Below are 18,248 nucleotides of genomic sequence, written 5' to 3' on the forward strand. Positions count from 1 at the left end.
GGTCGGGGGCGAACGTGGGGACGCCGCCCAGCATGGCAAGGGACTGAGTCAGGGCCTCGTCGGGGTACGGAGCCAGGTAGGCGCCCAGGTTCGCCGCCTCCATGGCGCCGGGGCCGCCTCCGGTGGCCACGGTGAAGCCGGCTCGCGCGACGCTTCTGCCGAGCAGCGCCGCCTGGGTGTAGCCGTCGGTGCCGCGCTCCAGTTCGTGGCCGCCCATGACGCCGACGATGCGCTTGCCCGCCACCCACTCGTCGAGGGCGTCCTCGATCGAGTCGTCGTGCAGGCCGCGCAGGGCGAGGGCCAGTACGTCCTCGCGCGCCTTGGGGCGCCTGGACCACTGGTACGCGAGTGCGTCAGGGGTCTGATCGTACGGCTTCGCCTCGATGCCCTCGTAGAGCTCCTCGGGGGAGTAGAGGCCGACGCGGTACGGGTCGAAGGGCAGGTTCGGCGCGGGCTCGAAGACGAGGGCTCCGCGCTGGCGGAGGTCGGCGGTCACCGTCTCGGTCAGGCCGCAGCCGAGGAACGCGGTGTCCTCGACGTCGGAGGATCTCAGTTCCCAGCCGCGTTCTCGGAGATCCACCGCTTGGATCCGGCAGCCCGCGAGGGTTCCCGGGTGCTTCGAGACGTACCTGTCGAACTGCTCCAGCGACTCGATCTCCACGACGAGCGAGTCTATCCCCCGCATGGTTGCTCCGAGTTAACGTTTCCACAAGCCGCGATTGACCGTCTCTTAGGCCGGGGGGCTTGACGCGGGGAATGGTCTAGTCCAATCTTCGCTGTACGGCACCACGGTGCAGTGTCGCGCCGGGGCCGTCCGCAGAAAGGGCCTCCCACACCCATGGCAAGAAATCAACCTACGCATGACAAGCGTGTCCGGGCCGCGCTCGCGGTGGCCACGGCCGCGGCCGTCGCCGTCGCCGGGGCGTTCTTCGCCACCCAGGCTCAGGCCGCCTCGGGCAACCTGCTGACCAACGGAAGCTTCGCCACCGGCAGTCTCTCCGGCTGGACGTGCGATGCGGGGACCGCGTCGGTGGTCACATCGCCGGTCTACTCCGGGGACACGTACGCGCTGGCGGGCGCGGCGAACAACTCGGACGACGCGCAGTGCACGCAGACCGTCTCCGTCCAGCCGAACAGCACGTACTCGCTGTCCGGCGAGTTCGAGGGCGACTACGTGTTCCTCGGCGTCAGCGGCGGCTCTGACACCTGGACGCCCGCCGCCTCCTCGTGGCAGCAGCTGTCGATGAGCTTCACCACGAGCTCGTCGCAGACCTCTGTGACCATCTACACCCACGGCTGGTACGCCGAGGGCACCTACTACGCCGACAACCTGACGCTCACCGGCGCGGCGGGCGGCGGTTCCACCAGCTCCAGCCCGTCGGCCAGCGCGACCACGACCACCGCGTCGCCGTCGCCCACCGCCACGACGGCCTCGGCCTCCGCCTCGCCGACGGCGACCACGGCCTCGCCGACCGCCTCGTCCACCGGGAGCTCCGGTTCCGGCGGCAGCGGCCTGCCGAAGCACGTGCTGGCCGGCTACTGGCAGGACTTCACCAACGGCGCCGAGTCGATGAGCCTGGCCGGCGTGCCGTCCGGCTACAACCTGGTCGACGTCGCGTTCGCCACGGCCGACTCGGCCAACGACGGCGGCGTCACGTTCTCCATCGACTCCGGCCTGTCCACCGCGCTCGGCGGCTACACGGCGGCGCAGTTCACCGCCGACGTCGCCACACTGCACTCGCGCGGCCAGAAGGTGATCCTCTCGATCGGCGGGCAGAACGGCACGATCAGCATCGGCTCGTCGAGCGCCGCGACGAACTTCGCCAACAGCGTCTACAGCCTGATGAAGCAGTACGGCTTCGACGGCGTGGACATCGACCTGGAGAACGGGCTCAACGTCACCTACACCGCCCAGGCGCTGCAGGACCTCAGCTCGCTGGACGGCTCGTCGCTGATCATCACGCTCGCTCCGCAGACCATTGACATGCAGTCCACCTCCTCGGACTACTTCCAGCTCGCGCTCGACATCAAGAGCATCCTGACCATCTCGTACACCCAGTACTACAACTCGGGCTCGATGAACGGCTGCGACGGCAACGTCTACAGCGAGGGCACCGAGAACTTCCTGACCGCGCTGGCCTGCACCCAGCTGCAGGGCGGCCTGAGCGCGTCGCAGGTCGGCCTCGGCCTGCCCGCGTCGAGCTCGGCGGCGGGCAGCGGCTACGTCTCGCCCTCCGTGGTCACCGCCGCGCTCGGCTGCCTGGCCAAGGGCACCGGCTGCGGCAGCTTCGTCCCGAGCACCACCTACCCGGGCATCGGCGGCGCGATGGACTGGTCCATCAACTGGGACGCCTCCAACGGCTACTCCTTCCTGAACACCGTGGGCGCCTACCTGAGTTCGCTGCCGTAACGTGACCCCCCTGTTACTCAATACTTTGGTAAAGGCTGCGTTCCGGTCCTTGTAGCTGCGGAGAGGTGCGTGCCAGGCTCCCGGGCATGGCACGCACCTATCTGTCGACGCTCTCCCCGCGCCGCCGTTGGGGCATCGCCTCGGCCGCGGCCGGAGTCGCGCTCGCCGTCACGGCGGGACTCGGGGAGCCCTGGGGCTATTCGGCCGTCAGCGGCCTGCCGAGGGACTCCGGGTCCAGCAACGTCCCCCTGCTCGCCAGCACCCTTCAGGTCTTCCACTGGACGACGGCGTCCGCGGACCTCGGCGGGAGCAAACCCTGGATCGCGGCGTTCGTGCTCGACCTCGTCTGGCCCCTGCTCATCCTGATCGGAGCCCGCGCGCTCGCCGGCGGGCTCGCGATGCGCAGAGCCAAGTTCTCCCTGATCATCGGCGTGTGGAGCATCACGACGCTCGCCGGCGCGTTCGCCGGGGTCGTCGCGGGCCTGGTCGACCACGGGACGCGCGGCGGGGTCCTGCCCCGTGTCGCGTTCGCGACCACCGCCGCGCACACCGGCGACGTGCTCGCCGTCCAGGCCGCGACGATGGCCCTGGTCGGCGTGCTGATCGGCTGGCTGCCCGGCGTCGCCGCGGCGATCGCCTACTCGGTCAGGCGCCCCGTCCCCGAGCCGGAGACGACCGGCGAGGAGAAGACGCTGACCGGGGACACGGCCACGATGAGCCTGGAGAGCCTCGAGGAGCTGCGGCACGCCCGCCGGGATGACGGCGGCCGCATGCGCGACGCGGGCACCAGCGAGTTCTTCAGGGTCTGAGGCGACTCGCACCGCTCCACCTTCGGCCCGCGCGCGTCGACGAGACGTGTCGCGGGCTGAAGCCTTCGCGGCGGGTGCGCCGGGGCTCAGTAGTCGTCCGCGCGCGCCCGCGAGAGTTGCCGCACCTTGGAGGTCGGAGTGCGGCGCTCGTAGCCCAGAAGGGTGTACGCCAGGAAGATGTTGTGCTCCACCAGATCGTCGAGCGAGTCTGGGCCGTCCGGGCGATACCACTGGGCGACGGCGTTGCACGAGGCGATGATCGAGCGGCGCACGTCGTCCGGGTACGGGGTGGTGAAGATCCCGGCGGCGACCCCGGCGTCGATCGGCTGCCGGAACCGGTCGCTGGCCTCGCGCTGCCTGGCCCGGTAGCGCTCCCGCTCCTCGTCCTCCAGCGCGCGGGCCTCGTTCATCAGCATCAGGCTGGCCTCGGAGCGCTCGGCCCGGTAGCGCACGGTCGCGCCGACCACGGCGGCGAGCCTGCGGGCCGGATCGTGCCCGGCCTCGGCCAGTGCCTCCGCGCAGCGCGCCTGGTAGTCGTCCATCCCCTCGTGCAGTAGTGCGGCGAGAAGCGCCTGCTTGCTCGGGTAATAGTGGTACAGGGCGGACAGGCTGACCCCTGCCGCCGCGGCGATCTCCCGGATCGAGACCGCGTGGTAGCCCCGCTCCGCGAACTGCGCCGAGGCCGCGGCGAGCAGGGCCTTGTGGCCTGCGGGGCGAACCGTCACGGCGACTCCCTCCGGGGATGGACAAGTAGTGCTACTGGCGAGTAGCTTAACGAGCGTTCGTTGAGTTTGCGAGACACAGGATAGGGGTCGGCGGTGCTCCGGAGCATTTACAACGAGGACCACGAGGCGTTCCGCGCCATGATCCGGGACTTCATCGAGTCCGAGGTCGCGCCGGAGTACCACGAGTGGGAGAAGGACGGCCACCCGCCGCGCGAGTTCTACAAGAAGCTCGGCGAGCTCGGCGTCTTCGGCATCAACGTGCCGGAGGAGTACGGCGGCGCGGGCGAGACCTCCTACAAGTTCGAGGCCATCATCATGGAGGAGACCGCCCGCGCGGGCGTCACCTTCGGCGCGGCGGGCATCCACGTCAACCTGGTGCGCCCGTACCTCCTGGCCTTCGCCAGCGAGGAGCAGAAGCAGCGCTGGATGCCGGGCTACATCACCGGCGAGATGATGGGCGCGCTCGCGATGACCGAGCCCGGCACGGGCTCCGACCTGGCCGGCATCGCCACCACCGCCAAGCTCTCCGCGGACGGCACGCACTACGTGCTCAACGGCGCCAAGACCTTCATCTCCGGCGGCGTGCTGGCCGACCGGGTGCTGGTCGTGGCCCGCACCTCCCCGGCGACCGCGGAGAACCGGCGCGGCGGCCTGTCCATCCTGTTCGTGGACACGAAGTCCGAGGGCTACACCGTCGGCAAGAAGCTGGACAAGATCGGCCTGAAGACCTCGGACACCGCCGAGCTGTCCTTCCAGGACGTGCGGGTGCCGGTCGAGGACCTGCTCGGCGAGGAGGGCCAGGCCTTCAAGTACCTGACCCACAACCTGGTCGAGGAGCGGCTGGCCATCATCGTCGGCTCGACCGCGCAGGCCGGGGCCGCGATCCGCTTCGCGGTGGACTACGTCAAGGAGCGCAAGGCCTTCGGCCAGCCCGTCAGCTCGTTCCAGAACACGAAGTTCGTGCTCGCCGACTGCGAGGCCGACTACCAGGCCGCGCAGGCGCTGACCGACCGCGCCATCGAGCTGTTCGACCAGGGCAAGCTGACCCCGGCCGACGCCGCCGCCGCGAAGATCTTCACCACCGAGGCGGCCGGCCGGATCATCGACAAGTGCCTGCAGCTGCACGGCGGCTACGGCTACATCAACGAGTACCCGATCGCCCGCCTGTACGCCGACACCCGCGTCTCTCGGCTCTACGGCGGCACCTCGGAGATCATGCGCACGATCGTCGCGAAGTCGCTCGGCCTGTAGATCCGGCCCCGGCGACGGGAATCCCCGCACCGAAGCAGCGCCCCGACGGCCCGCCGGAAAATACCCGGCGGGCCGGACCCGTCTGCGCATAGGGTGGCGGCATGATCGACTACGAGATACTCCCGGCCCGGCCGGAGCAGGCGGCGGCGGTGCTGGAGTTCTGGCGCGCGGCGGCCGAGGGCACCAGCATCAGCGACGACCCGGACGGTGTCCGGATCCTGATCGAGCGCGACCCCGGGGCGCTGCTGCTCGCCGTGGACGGGGACCGGATCCTCGGCACGGTCATCGCCGGATTCGACGGCTGGCGCTGCCACCTCTACCGGCTCGCCGTCGACCCGCGGATGCGGCGCCGCGGCATCGGCTCGGCCCTGCTGACGGCCGCGCACCGCCGCTTCGACTCCTTCGGCGGACGGCGCGCCGACGCGATGGTGCTGGAGCACAACGAGACCGGGCAGTCGGCCTGGAAGGCGGCCGGGTACCGCCGCGAGGACCAGTGGCGCCGCTGGGTGAAACCCCTCGGCCGAGCGTCCTGACCCCGCGCCGACCCGCGCGGACGGCGGGATTTCGGAAATGTCGCAGGGCCCGGCTAGGGTCGGGCCCGTACCAGTGATCTTCGACGGAGAGGAAGCGCCCATGGCCATCGTCAGCGGTTACGCCAGCGCCTCGATCGACTGCCCGGACCCCGCCGCGCTGCTGGAGTTCTACCAGAAGCTGACCGGCTGGAAGACTGTGTTCACATCCGAGGAGTTCTCGGCGATCAGCCCGGACGGCGAGCCGGTCAACGGCCTCGGCTTCCAGCGCGTCGAGCACTACCGCGCGCCGGAGTGGCCGGGCCACGAGCGCCCGCAGCAGTTCCACCTCGACTTCTACGCCGCCGACCTCGACAAGGCGCAGCAGGAGGCGGTGGAGATCGGCGCGCGGCTCGCCTCGGTCCAGCCGCAGCCGGACAGGTGGCGGGTGCTGCTCGATCCGGTCGGGCACCCGTTCTGCCTCTGCGTCGAGCCCTGATCCGCGGTGGCGCAAAGACTTTGACCTCGGCGCCGGCCGTACCCTACGGTGGGCGCTCATCGATACGACAGGCTTCGAATTCACAGCGCGGCACGGGGAGTGCGGCGAAAGGGGGCGGATATGGCCACGGCCAAGCTGAACCAGATCATCGCGGTGGAGAAGGGCGTCAAGAGCAAGTCCTTCGCGGAGCTGACCGAGGCTCACCACCTGCTGCTCAAGCCCGCGCTGCTGTCCGGCATCTCGCGCAGCTACCAGCCGAAGGACGACGAGGGCGAGCAGCTGCCGCCGGAGTCGACCAAGGTGCAGGTGAAGGCCGAGGAGGTGCTGCGCAAGACCGCCGCGACGCTGACCCGGCTCTTCGACGTCACCGCGACGAAGGACTGGGCCAACTGCGTGGCCCGCGCGGACGTCAAGGTCGACGGCACCGTGCTGCTCGAGGACGTGCCGGTGACCTACCTGCTCTTCCTGGAGAAGCAGCTGACCGACCTGCACACCTTCGTCAAGAAGCTGCCGGTGCTCGACGCGGCGGAGTCCTGGGCGCAGGATGTGTCCTCGGACAGCTGGAAGACCGATCCGGTGCAGACGTACCGGACCAAGCGGGTGCCGCGCAACCACGTCAAGGCCGAGGCGACCGAGAAGCACCCGGCGCAGGTCGAGGTGTACTACGAGGACGTCACCATCGGCTACTGGACCACGGTGAAGTTCTCCGGCGCGCTGCCCGCGCGGCGGGTGAACGAGCTGCTGGACCGGGTCGAGAAGCTGCAGCAGGCCGTGAAGTTCGCCCGGGAGGAGGCCAACGGCACCGAGGTGGACGACCGGCAGGTCGGCGAGGCGGTGTTCGGCTTCCTGTTCGGCTGAGCCGCGCAGCGGACAACTCCATAGACTCCTTCCCGGTTGAGCCCCGGGGAGGTGGCGCGCAAGCGCAGGCTGAAACTCAGTGATCAGGCTGATGCGTACGGCGTGAAAGTGCAGGTTCGAGTCCTGCCCCCGGCACCCGCGCCGGGGTGGCCCAACCGGTAGAGGCGGCGCCGCTCTCAAACTCAGGCTCTCGCTCGAGACTCGGTCATCTCCGTCGATCCCCGAATCGACCGGACGCGGGCGACCACGTGAGTTGCCGGTTCGAATCCGGCCCGCGCCTCTTCACGGCGCGGTAGGCCTAATGGAAGGGCCGCACGTCTGATCAGGATGACCCGCGTTCTTAAACGTGTCGGGGTGTGCAAGTCGACGGGCCCGATGGTTCGGTCGCCGCTGCGGTGGAATCCGCACGGTGGCCCGTCAGACGGGATCTGGGTCCCGGTGGATGGACACTCCGCCGGGACCCGCCGCCTTTTCGGCGGCCGGCCGCACCGGCGCGGCGGTTCCGGACCTCGCCCTTTCCATCCCTTTTCGGGCCGTACCGGGTTACTGTGAACCGTGCCAGTACTGTGCGATCCCCTGCCTTGACCGGGGAGTAGGGCGGCTGCCGATGTTCGAGCGGTTCACCGATCAGGCGCGGCGCGTCGTGGTGCTGGCGCAGGAGGAGGCGCGCCTGCTCGACCACTACTACATCGGCACCGAGCACCTGCTCCTCGGACTCCTGCGCGAGGGCGACGGGCTCGCCGCGCGGGCGCTGGCCGAGCTGGGCGTCGCGCTGGACGACGTGCGCGGGCAGGTGATGTCGATCGTCGGCCACGGCGAGCGGAGGCCGACCGGGCACATCCCGTTCACGCCGCGCGCCAAGAAGGTGCTCGAGCTCTCGCTGCGCGAGGCGCTGCGGCTCGGGACGGACTACATCGGCACGGAGCATCTGCTGCTCGGGCTGATCCGCGAGGGCGAGGGCGTCGCCGCACAGGTGCTGACGCGGCTCGGCACGTCGCTCGACGAGGTGCGCGAGACCGCCGTCGCGATCTACGAGCGGCTGCCGCCGGAGGAGCGCGAGGAGCCCAGCAGGGCGACCGGCGAGCGGGTGCGCGAGCGCGAGGCGCCGGCCGGGTTCTTCGAGCCAAGATTCCAGCTGCCGGCCTTCCTGCAGCGTCGCGGCTTCGGCGGCAGGCAATTCGATACGGAGGCGGTCCGCGCGTACACGGTGGCGCCCGTCCCGCGGCCGCCGGTGCGGGCGGCGGACCCGGTCGTGGAGCGGCCGGCGGAGTCGGACCGGCTGCTCGCGGTGCTGGCCCGGCGCGAGCGCAACAACGCGATGCTGATCGGCCCGAGCGGCTGCGGCAAGTCTGCCCTGGTGCGCGGCCTCGGGCAGACCCTCGCGGCGAACCTCGGGCCGGCCTCGCTGGACGCCGCGGAGGTCGTGGAGCTCGACCTCGGGGTCCTGCGCACCTGGGCCGACCGCGTCGTACGGCGCAGCAGGTCGCCGGTCGTGACCGTCGAGAACCTGGATCTGGCGCTGCGGATCGACGACCAGTCCGGCGGCCGGTTCGTCACCGCGCTGGCGAGCCTCGCAGAGGCGCGGGCGCCGCTGATCTGCACAGCGTCGGCCGAAGCATACGACCGGCTCGGACAGGGCTATCCCACCCTGGCCAACCGGTTCGAGCCGGTCGAAGTGCCCGAGGCGAGCGCGGAGTTCACGGCGTCCGTGCTGGAGGCCCTGCGGCCCGGTCTCGAGGAGTTCCACGGGGTCGCGATCGACGAGTCCGCGCTGGCGGCCGCCGTCGAGCTGGCGCCGAGGGTACGCGGCGGCCGGGTGCTGCCGGGCGGTGCGGTGGATCTGCTCGACACCGCGGCGGCGCGGCTCGCCGTGGTGCGGGAAACCGAGGGTGACCGGCCGGTGCTCGACGCGTCACGACTGCGCGGCGCGGCCTGACGGTTCCGCGGAGTGGACACCCCGCCCGGCTTCGCCATACTGTGGCCGCCGCACCCCGCTCCGTCCCGAAGGAGGCTCGGCACCGTGGCGGTCACCGACGAGGCCATCGAGAAGATCAAGGGCATGATCGTGTCCGGGGCCCTGCAGCCCGGCCAGCGGCTGCCCAAGGAGGCCGACCTCGCCACCGACCTCGGGCTGTCCCGCAACTCGCTGCGCGAGGCGGTCAAGGCGCTGTCGCTGATGAACATCCTGGACGTCCGGCAGGGCGACGGGACGTACGTGACGAGCCTGGAGTCCCCGCTGCTGCTCGAGGCGCTGAGCTTCATCGTCGACTTCCACCGGGACGACCAGGTGCTCGAGTTCCTCGCCGTGCGCCGGATCCTCGAGCCGGCCGCCGCCGCGATGGCCGCGCGCTCGGTGACCGCCGAGCAGGTGGCCGAGCTGCGCGAGCTGCTCGACGCGGTCGGCCCGGCCGACGGGATCGACAAGCTCATCGCCGCGGACCTGGAGTTCCACCGCCGGATCTCCCAGGCCACCGGCAACCGCGTGCTCTGCTCGCTGCTCGAGGGGCTCTCCACGCCGACGACGCGGGCGCGGGTGTGGCGCGGGCTGACCGAGCCGACCGCGCTGGAGCGCACCCTGGCCGAGCACACCGCCATCCTGGACGCCGTCGAGGCCGGAGACGCCGAGGCGGCCCGGGCGTGGTCCACGGTGCATATCGCGAACCTGGAGCGCTGGCTCGAATCCGTGCTCTGATTGGTTCCGTCGGAGACCTCTGCGGTTGGCCCTCCCGTTGCCGGCCGTCCATCTCAGTGTTCCGCCAAAGTAGTGTGCGAATGTAAGTATCGGCTGTTCGCCGGACCCGCCGGGGGACAGTCGAAGGAGACGTACGAGTGGAAGCGATTTCCCGTCGTTCGCTGCTGCGCGGGGCCACGGCCGGCGGCCTGATCATCGCCGCCGGGCCGACCGTATGGCTGCAGCCGGCCGTCGCCGGCACCGTCAACCCCGAGCAGCTGCACCTGCAGTTCGGCAACGACGCCGCGACCGAGATGACCGCGTCCTGGTCCACGGCCGGCTCGGTGAGCCGCCCGCGGCTGCGCCTCGGCACCCCGGCCGGCGGTTTCGGCCGCACGATCGAGGCCGAGACCCGCACCTACACCGACGGTCTGAACGGCGTCGAGACGATCACGCACCACGCGCGGATCACCGGCCTGCGCCCGGACACGCACTACGTCTACGAGGTCACCCACGACGGCGCCGCCGCGGTCCAGGGCACCTTCCGCACCGCGCCGCTCGGCCGGCAGGCCTTCCGCTTCACCAGCTTCGGCGACCTCGGCTCCGGCAACCCGGTCTGGTCGAAGTCCTCGATCAACGGCGTCACGGCCGTGCACCAGGTCGAGCAGTTCGAGCCGATCGTGCACCTGATGAACGGCGACCTGTCGTACGCGAACGTCAACCAGTCGAACCAGCCGGGCTGCTGGGCCGACTTCATTAACAACACGCAGGTCTCCTCGGCGAACCGGCCGTGGATGCCCGCGCTCGGCAACCACGAGATCGAGATCGGCAACGGCGACCTCGGATACAACTCGTACCTGACGCGGTACGCGCTGCCGGACAACGACACCGCGTTCCCGAACAACTGGTACAAGTTCCAGGTCGGCTCGGTGCTGTTCATCTCGCTGGACAACAACGAGGTCGTGTACCAGAACTCCGGTGCGTACGACGCGGCCACCGGCCAGGTCATCTACAACCGCGGCTACAGCGACGGCGTGCAGACCGCGTGGCTGGAGCGCACCCTGGCCTCGGCCCGCGGCGACGACTCGATCGACTGGATCATCGCCTACATGCACCAGCCGGCGATGTCGTCCTCGGCCAGCGGCTCCGGCGGCGACCTGGGTATCCGTCAGCAGTTCATGGACCTGTTCTACCAGTACGGCGTGGACCTCGTGCTGGCCGGACACGACCACGACTACGAGCGCACCTACGCCGTGCACGGCACCGACTCCGGCACCTTCCTGCGGCCGACGGTCGTTTCGACCGACACGGACGTCGTGGACACCTCGAAGGGCCTTGTGCAGCTCGTCCTGGGCGGCGGCGGCACCTCGTCGCACGACGACGTGTACGGCGCTGCGGATCCGAATGCGGGCAATGTGCCGATCGCGCAGATCTACACCGAGTACGAGGCCTACAAGGTCGCCGCGAACGAGACCGAGGACGCGACCTGGTCCGCGGTGCGCGACCCGAACACGACGTACCCGTGGGGCATCGCGGTGTTCGACGTCGACCCGGGCTCGCACCCCGGCGATCAGACCTCGATCACGATGACCTACTACCACACGCCGGCGGCGACCGCTGCGAATCCGTACCCGGACCCGATCGCCTTCGACACCTTCAAGGCCGTCCGTCCGCGCCGCGACGGCTGGCAGCACCACAGCTCGCAGGGCAGCCTGGCCACCGCTCGCTGACTCGAGTGGGATCCGGGGCCCGCCGCCGGACGAGGTCGGCGGCCCCCGGAACGTGTGCGCGGCAGTGCTCCCGCTGAGCGCGCCCGGGCGGCTGCCGTCGATCCGCTGGTCTACGACGGCAGCCGCTGGAACCTGCGCGAGAGCGTCGCTTACAGGGTCCTGAGCACTTCCTGCAGCGGGTCGAGGCCGAGCGAGCCGAGTGCGAGCGCCTGGTCGTGGAACTCCTTGAGGCTGAACGCGGCGCCCTTGCGCGCCTTCGCCTCCTCGCGGGCCTCCAGCCAGATCTTCTCGCCGAGCTTGTAGGACGGCGCCTGGCCCGGCCAGCCGAGGTAGCGGTTGAGCTCGAAGCGCAGGTTGGCGTCCTCCATCCGGGAGTGCGCGCGCAGGAACTCCCAGGCGAGATCGGCGTCCCAGGTCTCGCCCTCGCGCCAGCCGGCCCCCTTCGGCACCGTCAGCTTCAGGTGCACGCCGAGGTCGACGACCACGCGGGCCGCGCGCAGCATCTGCCCGTCGAGCATGCCCATGTGCGCGCCCGGGTCCTCCAGGTATCCGAGCTCCTCCATCAGCCGCTCGGAGTAGAGCGCCCAGCCCTCGCCGTGCCCGGAGACCCAGCACAGCAGCCGCTGCCAGCGGTTGAGCCGCTCGCTGTTCGCGATCGTGGCCGAGATCTGCAGGTGGTGGCCGGGGACGCCCTCGTGGTAGACGGTGGTGACCTCCTGCCAGGTGGAGAACTCGTCGATGCCGTCCGGCACCGACCACCACATCCGGCCCGGCCGGGTCCAGTCCTCGCTCGGACCGGTGTAGTAGACGCCGCCGTCGCCGGTCGGGGCCAGGCAGGCCTCGATGCGGCGGGCCTGCTCGGGGATGTCGAAGTGCGTGCCGTGCAGGTCCGCGATGGTCCGGTCGGCGAGTTCCTGCATCCACAGCCGGAAGTTCTCCCGGCCCGCCACGCGCCGCTTCGGGTCGTTGTCGAGCAGCTCCATCGCCTCGTCGGCCGACGCGCCGGGCTCGATCAGCCCGGCCACCCGCTTCTGCTCGGCGGCGAGCCGGTGCACCTCGTCCCATCCCCACGCGTACGCCTCGTCCAGGTCGATCGCGGCGCCCAGGAACTCGCGCGAGGCCCGGCTGTAGCGCTCCCGGCCCACCGCGTCCTCGGCGACGGCCAGCGGCAGCAGTTCGCGGGTGAGGAACTCGCCGATCTCGGCGGTGGCCTGCTCGGCGGCCTGCGCGGCGGCGTCGAGCTCGCCCTTGAGCGCGCCCGAGGCGTTCAGCGTGCCGACCAGGCCGGAGTAGATGCCGGAGCCCGGCTTGGTCCAGCCCGCGCACTGCTTGGCGACCTCGACGACCTGCCGCTCGGACGGCGGCCGGCCGGCCCGCGCGGCCTCCAGCAGCGTCTGCCCGAGCTCGCGGTACGCGCGGGGCACCTCGGCCATCCGGCGGGCGAGGTTGCCGAGCGCCTCCTCGCCCTCGGTGGGCATCAGGTCGAAGACCTGCCGAACCTCGTGGATCCCGCTGGCGATGACGTTGAGCGCGGACGTGTCGTCGCCCGCCTCGTGCGCCTCGACGGCCAGGCCGAGGCGCTCGACCATGGCCAGCCGGGCGACGCGCTCGGCGTCGTTGCCGGGGGTGAGGGCGGTGACGGTCGCGAGCGTCGAGCGGTTGAGCTCGTCGCGCTCGGCGAAGCCGTCCGCGGTCATGTCGGGCAGTTCGTGGTCGTGCCCGGCGATGCCCGCGTAGGTGGCGAGAGCCGGATCGAGTTCCGCCGAGCGCTCGACGTATTCGTCGGCGATCTGGTTGAGGGTGGTCATGAACTCAGACCTTAATCCCTCGACCCGGCACCCGCCGGATGAATTTCCGCCGCGTCAGCTCTCGGCGGTCTGACCGCCGCCGGCGCCCTCGGCACTCGTGCCGCCCTCGGCGCCCGCGTCGTCGCACTCGCCGTCGGTGCGCGCGTCGATGCCCTCGGGCAGGTCGATCACCGGCACCGGCTCGATGCCCATCTGCTTGGCCATCATCGTCAGCACCTTGTCCTGCGCGATCAGGTGCGCCTGCAGCTGCGCGTTCTCGTGCAGCAGCACGCTGACGTCGTGGAACGTGGCCTCGGCGCGCTTGTCGGCGGCGTCCGCCTGCACGTTCTGGCCGACCATGATGATGGAGAGCAGGACGAGCTGCAGGAAGGTCTGCGCGATCCAGGCGATCAGCGTCCCGGTGCCGCCGCGGATCGCGGAGGGCAGGCTGAACAGGTCCATGATGCCGAAGGCGTAGGCGCACCACATCGAGCCGACGACCTTGGTGATCCAGATCGCCAGCGCGGTGTTGATCCGGGCCACCGGGCTGCCTGTGTCGTGCTGGTCGGCGACCTTCACCGGTCCGGCCGCGCGCCGGGCGTGCACATGCGGGTGCGGGATGTGCTCGTAGAGGCTGCTCATCGGTGGTTCTGGTCCCTCCGCGTCGAGGCCGCCGTACGCCGGCGGCCGTGGTTGGCGCGCGAGTCTATCCCGGGGCGCACGGTGGCCGATCCGGTCCTGCGGCAAGATGGTCGATTGTGACCGCATCGAAGCTTCCGCTGCTCATCCTCAACGGCCCCAACCTCAACACGCTCGGCACCCGCGAGCCGGAGATCTACGGCCGCGACACGCTCGCCGACGTCGAGGCGCTGTGCGTGAAGGCCGCCGCCGACTTCGGCCGCACCGTGGACTTCAGGCAGAGCAACCACGAGGGCGTACTCATCGACTGGATCCAGGAGGCGCGCACCGCGCACGCCGGCCTGGTGATCAATCCGGCCGGCTACTCGCACACCTCCATCGCGCTGCACGACGCGCTCGCCCTGCTCGAGGGCAAGCCGATCATCGAGGTGCACATCTCGAACATTCACAAGCGCGAGGACTACCGGCACTTCTCCTACGTCTCATCGGTGGCGGACGGCGTCATCGCGGGCTGCGGCGTGCAGGGCTACGCGCTCGCGATCGCCCGGGTGTGCACGCTGCTCGGCTGATCCCGGCCGGGCAGCGGGCGAACAGGGCCGAGCGGGCGGACCGGCGTCCGCTCACCCGGTCGGGCGAAGCGGATTTGACGCTCCGTCAGCCGCCTCGGCACACTGGCACCCTCCTTTTGAAAATGACTTTCAAAGTCTGGATGCCGAGGGAAGACACCGTGCGGATCGCGTTCGTGGGCAAGGGCGGCAGCGGCAAGACGACACTGTCCGCCCTCTTCATCCGGGAGCTGACCCGGCTCGGCCGCCCGGTCGTGGCGATCGACGCCGACATCAACCAGCACCTCGGGGCGGCGCTCGGCCTCGGCGAGGAACAGCTCGACGGCCTGACGCCGATGAGCGCCGTGCTGCCGGAGATCAAGGACCACCTGCGCGGCTCCAACCCGCGGATCGCCTCGGCCGACGCGATGGTGAAGACCACGCCGCCCGGCGCCGGCTCCGCGCTGATCCGCTTCGCCGAGCCCTCTCCGCTGGACGAGTGGTGCTCGCTGCGGCTGACCGGCGAACTGGAGGGCGCCCGGCTGATGGTGACGGGCGCCTTCGCCGAGCAGGACCTCGGCGTGGCCTGCTACCACTCGAAGGTCGGCGCGGCGGAGCTCTACCTCAACCACCTCGTCGACGGTCCCGGCCAGTACTGCGTGCTCGACATGACGGCGGGCGCCGACGCGTTCGCCTCGGGGCTGTTCACCCGCTTCGACGTGACGTTCCTGGTCGTCGAGCCGACGCGCAAGAGCGTGTCCGTCTACCGGCAGTACACGGATTACGCGGCGGAGTACGGCATCCCGGTCCGCGTCGTCGGGAACAAGGTCGTCGACGACGAGGACGCGGCCTTCCTGCGGGCGGAGATCGGCGACGCGCTGGTCGGCTGGATGGGCGACTCGCGCTACGTCAGGGCCCTGGATCGCGGGCAGCGGCCGGATTTCGCCAGCTTCGAACCCGCCGGGTCCGAGCTGCTGACCCGGATGCTCGCCGAGGTGGACGCGGCGGTCCGGGACAGCGCCCGGATGACCTCGCTGGCCCACCTCTTCCACACGAAGAACGCGCTGGCCTGGGCGAACCGTGCCGCGGGAACGGACGTGTCGCTGCAGATCGACCCGGAATACGTCAGCCCTCTGGTGTAGTGCGCACGAGGAGGCCGTGCGGACCGCGGTGAGCGGTGGCAGGGCGGACTGCCAGCCGCCAGCGCTAGGCGACGCCGCGGATCCGGGTCACGAAGACCGAACCGAGGATCGTGACCACCGCGACCGACACGTAAAGGCTCGGATACCCGCCGAGGTAGGTGACGATCGGCGCGGCGAGCGCGGGGCCGAGCACCTGGGGCGCGGAGTTGGCGATGTTGATGATGCCGAGGTCCTTGGCGCGGTCCTCGGCGCTCGGCAGCACCTGCGTGATCAGCGCCTGGTCCACGGACAGGTAGACGCCGTAGCCGAGGCCGAGCAGTCCCGCGCAGACGATCGCGCCGGTCCACGTCTCCCACACGGACAGCAGCAGCGCCGCGAATGCCATCGCGTAGCCCGAGAAGACCACGGCGGGCTTGCGCCGGCCGGAGCGGTCCGACAGCACTCCGCCCGCCACGACCGTGAGCAGGGTCGTGGCCGTGTAGACGAGGATCAGTACCAGCAGGCCGTTGTCGGGGTCCGAGTACTTCACCTTGTCGCGCAGGAAGTAGAGCAGGTACAGCGTGCCGAGCGCGTTGCCCAGCTGCACCAGGAACCGCGTTCCCCAGGCCCAGGCGAAGTCAGGGTGCTGCCGGAAGGGGAAGCGGAACACGGCGAGGGCCGAGCGCGCCTCGAATCGCGGCAGCCGCTCCTTCGGGATCCGCGGGTCCGGGTGGCGCAGCGTCATCGGCAGCGCCGTGAGCAGCACGAGGACGCCGACCGCGACGTAGCCGGAGACCTGGCCGGTGATGATCTCAGCGACCAGGGCGACGCCGACGACGACGCCGAGCGACTGGGTGAGCCCGACCCAGCCGGAGACGAGGCCGCGCTGGTTGACGGGGACGCGGTCCGGGACGGCGGCGCTCAGCCCCGCCTGCATCGCGTTGAGCCCGGCCTGTGCGACGCACCAGCCGAGCGTGACGCCGATCAGGCTGTGCTGGCCGCTGAGCAGCGCGAGCCCCGCGCAGCCGAGCAGCGCTCCCCCCGCGATCCACGGCCTGCGCCGGCCGAAGCGCGACGCGGTGGCGTCGGACGCGGCGCCGGCCAGCGGCCCGACCAGCACCGCGACGAGCGCGCCGATCGCCGTGACGATCCCGAGTGCGGTGGTCTTGTGTGCGGGATCGATGTCCTGGACCTGGTTCGGCAGAAGTTCCTGCAGCGGGCCGAAATACCCGATGTAGAGGCCGAGGTTCGCGATCGACAGCAGGCTGATCCAGCCGCGGCGGACGCGCACGCTCGGCGCCGCGAGCTCGGACTCCACGACGGTCAACGGATCAGCCCTTCCGCTGGGCCGCGAGCGCGGCCCGGTACCAGTGGTACGAGTCCTTCGGGATGCGCCGCAGCGTCTCGAAGTCGACGCGGACCAGGCCGAAGCGCTGGCTGTAGCCCTCGGCCCACTCGAAGTTGTCCAGCAGCGACCAGGTCAGATAGCCGCGCACGTCCACCCCGGCCTCGATCGCCCGATACAGGGCGTTGATGTGGCTCTCGAGGTACTCGATCCTGGCCGCGTCGTGGACGGCGCCGACCGTGCCGTCCTCGTCCGCCGCAGCGGGCTCGTCGGCCGTCGAGCAGCCGTTCTCGGTGATCGTGATCGGCGGCAGCGCGTCGCCGTACCGCTCCTTGAGGCCGACCAGCAGCTCGGTCAGCCCTTCCGGGATCACCGGCCAGCCGAACGCGGTCCTCGGCACGCCCTCGAACTCGCGGAAATCGAAGGGCAGCCCGGTCGCGGCCGGATCCGCGGCGGCGATGCGCGTCGGATTGTAGTAGTTGACGCCGAGGCCGTCGATGCGGGTGCTGATGATCTCCAGGTCGCCGGGCTCGACGAACTCGGGGTCGGCGGGCAGCCCCATCGCGCTCAGATCGGGGTACGTGCCGAGCAGGATCGGGTCGAGGAACAGCCGGTTGTGGAAGGCGTCGTAGATCTCGGCGGCGGCGGCGTCCTCGGGCTGCTCGGAAGCGGCTCGAACCGGCGTGCAGTTGTTCGCGATCAGCACTTCCTCGGCGCCGCTCCCGCGCAGTACCGCCGTGGCCAGGCCGTGCGCCAAGAGTTGGTGGTGCGCGACCGGCATCGCGTCGAACATCAGCGCCTCGCCGGGCGCGTGCATGCCGAACGCGTAGCCGTAGGCAAGGTGCACGATCGGCTCGTTGAGCGTGATCCAGCTCTTCACGCGGTCGCCGAGCCGGGCCGTGACAACGGCCGAGTAGTCGGCGAAGTGGTACGCCGTGTCACGGTTCATCCAGCCGCCCGCGTCCTGCAGCGCCTGCGGCAGGTCCCAGTGCAGCAGCGTCGGCAGCGGCTTGATGCCGTGCTCCAGGAGGGCGTCGACCAGGCGGTCGTAGAAGCCGAGCCCCGCGGTGTTCGGGGTGCCGCGGCCGGTCGGCTGCACGCGCGGCCAGGCGATCGAGAAGCGGTACGCGTCGATGCCCAAGTCCGCCATCAGGGCCACGTCCTCGGGCCAGCGGTGGTAGTGGTCGCACGCCACGTCGCCGGTGTCGCCGTTCTTGATCCGGCCGGGCTGGTGGGTGAACGTGTCCCAGATCGACGGTCCCCGGCCGTCCTCGCGGACCGCCCCTTCGATCTGATACGAGGCGGTCGACACGCCCCACCGGAAACCCTGGGGAAAGCCGGGCAGCACC

At 70.6% G+C, this 18,248-nt stretch carries 17 protein-coding genes and 1 pseudogene; 12 read left to right on the forward strand and 6 right to left on the reverse strand.

Going from position 1 to position 18,248, the window contains the following annotated elements; translation table 11 throughout:
* Nucleotides 1–685, reverse strand: a 685-nt coding sequence (locus KDK95_RS11110) for an SLOG cluster 4 domain-containing protein (protein ID WP_504797897.1), incomplete at its 3' end; no start/stop codon positions are given.
* A 153-nt stretch (nt 686–838) separates the two neighbouring features.
* Between KDK95_RS11110 and KDK95_RS11115 the strand changes: the two genes are divergently transcribed.
* Nucleotides 839–2,410: a chitinase gene (locus KDK95_RS11115; protein ID WP_212518004.1), complete on the forward strand. Its 1,572-nt coding sequence runs from the start codon at nt 839–841 to the stop codon at nt 2,408–2,410.
* A gap of 86 nt (nt 2,411–2,496) precedes the next feature.
* Nucleotides 2,497–3,219, forward strand: a complete 723-nt coding sequence (locus KDK95_RS11120) for a hypothetical protein (RefSeq protein ID WP_212518005.1) — start codon at nt 2,497–2,499, stop codon at nt 3,217–3,219.
* An 86-nt stretch (nt 3,220–3,305) separates the two neighbouring features.
* Here the strand turns inward: KDK95_RS11120 and KDK95_RS11125 are convergent, their stop codons facing one another.
* Nucleotides 3,306–3,944 (reverse strand): TetR/AcrR family transcriptional regulator, encoded by a 639-nt coding sequence (locus KDK95_RS11125; RefSeq protein ID WP_212518006.1) that lies wholly within the window; start codon nt 3,942–3,944, stop codon nt 3,306–3,308.
* A 93-nt stretch (nt 3,945–4,037) separates the two neighbouring features.
* Here KDK95_RS11125 and KDK95_RS11130 point away from each other — a divergent pair, with 93 nt between their 5' ends.
* From KDK95_RS11130 to KDK95_RS11160, 8 genes and pseudogenes are all read left to right on the forward strand, one after another.
* Nucleotides 4,038–5,195, forward strand: coding sequence for an acyl-CoA dehydrogenase family protein (locus KDK95_RS11130; protein ID WP_212518007.1), 1,158 nt, complete (start codon nt 4,038–4,040; stop codon nt 5,193–5,195).
* A gap of 101 nt (nt 5,196–5,296) precedes the next feature.
* Complete coding sequence (locus KDK95_RS11135) at nt 5,297–5,728, forward strand: GNAT family N-acetyltransferase (RefSeq protein WP_212518008.1); 432 nt, start codon at nt 5,297–5,299, stop codon at nt 5,726–5,728.
* 100 nt (nt 5,729–5,828) lie between these two features.
* Nucleotides 5,829–6,203 (forward strand): VOC family protein, encoded by a 375-nt coding sequence (locus KDK95_RS11140; RefSeq protein ID WP_212518009.1) that lies wholly within the window; start codon nt 5,829–5,831, stop codon nt 6,201–6,203.
* 120 nt (nt 6,204–6,323) lie between these two features.
* Nucleotides 6,324–7,061 (forward strand): DUF7873 family protein, encoded by a 738-nt coding sequence (locus KDK95_RS11145; protein ID WP_212518010.1) that lies wholly within the window; start codon nt 6,324–6,326, stop codon nt 7,059–7,061.
* Nucleotides 7,062–7,668: 607 nt separating this feature from the next.
* A pseudogene (locus KDK95_RS38805) lies at nt 7,669–8,124 on the forward strand (Clp protease N-terminal domain-containing protein); the annotation flags it as partial.
* 255 nt (nt 8,125–8,379) lie between these two features.
* Nucleotides 8,380–8,997 (forward strand): hypothetical protein, encoded by a 618-nt coding sequence (locus KDK95_RS38810; protein ID WP_504797941.1) that lies wholly within the window; start codon nt 8,380–8,382, stop codon nt 8,995–8,997.
* A gap of 84 nt (nt 8,998–9,081) precedes the next feature.
* Nucleotides 9,082–9,753, forward strand: a complete 672-nt coding sequence (locus tag KDK95_RS11155) for a FadR/GntR family transcriptional regulator (RefSeq protein ID WP_212518012.1) — start codon at nt 9,082–9,084, stop codon at nt 9,751–9,753.
* A 137-nt stretch (nt 9,754–9,890) separates the two neighbouring features.
* Nucleotides 9,891–11,462, forward strand: coding sequence for a purple acid phosphatase family protein (locus KDK95_RS11160; RefSeq protein WP_212518013.1), 1,572 nt, complete (start codon nt 9,891–9,893; stop codon nt 11,460–11,462).
* 149 nt (nt 11,463–11,611) lie between these two features.
* Here KDK95_RS11160 and KDK95_RS11165 read toward each other — a convergent pair whose 3' ends face one another.
* Complete coding sequence (locus tag KDK95_RS11165; protein ID WP_212518014.1) at nt 11,612–13,270, reverse strand: DUF885 domain-containing protein; 1,659 nt, start codon at nt 13,268–13,270, stop codon at nt 11,612–11,614.
* Between the two features lie 54 nt (nt 13,271–13,324).
* A complete protein-coding gene (locus KDK95_RS11170; protein ID WP_212518015.1) occupies nt 13,325–13,891 on the reverse strand; it encodes a DUF1003 domain-containing protein in 567 nt (188 codons plus the stop codon).
* A gap of 116 nt (nt 13,892–14,007) precedes the next feature.
* Between KDK95_RS11170 and aroQ the strand changes: the two genes are divergently transcribed.
* Entirely contained in the window at nt 14,008–14,457 is a 450-nt protein-coding gene (aroQ, locus tag KDK95_RS11175; RefSeq protein WP_212518016.1) for a type II 3-dehydroquinate dehydratase, read from the forward strand.
* A 140-nt stretch (nt 14,458–14,597) separates the two neighbouring features.
* Nucleotides 14,598–15,575: an ATP-binding protein gene (locus KDK95_RS11180; RefSeq protein WP_249160916.1), complete on the forward strand. Its 978-nt coding sequence runs from the start codon at nt 14,598–14,600 to the stop codon at nt 15,573–15,575.
* A gap of 64 nt (nt 15,576–15,639) precedes the next feature.
* Here KDK95_RS11180 and KDK95_RS11185 read toward each other — a convergent pair whose 3' ends face one another.
* Both KDK95_RS11185 and KDK95_RS11190 read right to left on the reverse strand, forming a co-directional pair.
* Entirely contained in the window at nt 15,640–16,881 is a 1,242-nt protein-coding gene (locus tag KDK95_RS11185) for an MFS transporter (RefSeq protein ID WP_212518017.1), read from the reverse strand.
* Nucleotides 16,882–16,885: 4 nt separating this feature from the next.
* Nucleotides 16,886–18,211 (reverse strand): GH1 family beta-glucosidase, encoded by a 1,326-nt coding sequence (locus tag KDK95_RS11190; RefSeq protein WP_372463304.1) that lies wholly within the window; start codon nt 18,209–18,211, stop codon nt 16,886–16,888.
* Nucleotides 18,212–18,248 lie beyond the last annotated feature (37 nt).

This window comes from Actinospica acidithermotolerans (assembly GCF_018139625.1).
Taxonomy (GTDB): Bacteria; Actinomycetota; Actinomycetes; order Streptomycetales; family Catenulisporaceae; genus Actinospica; species Actinospica acidithermotolerans.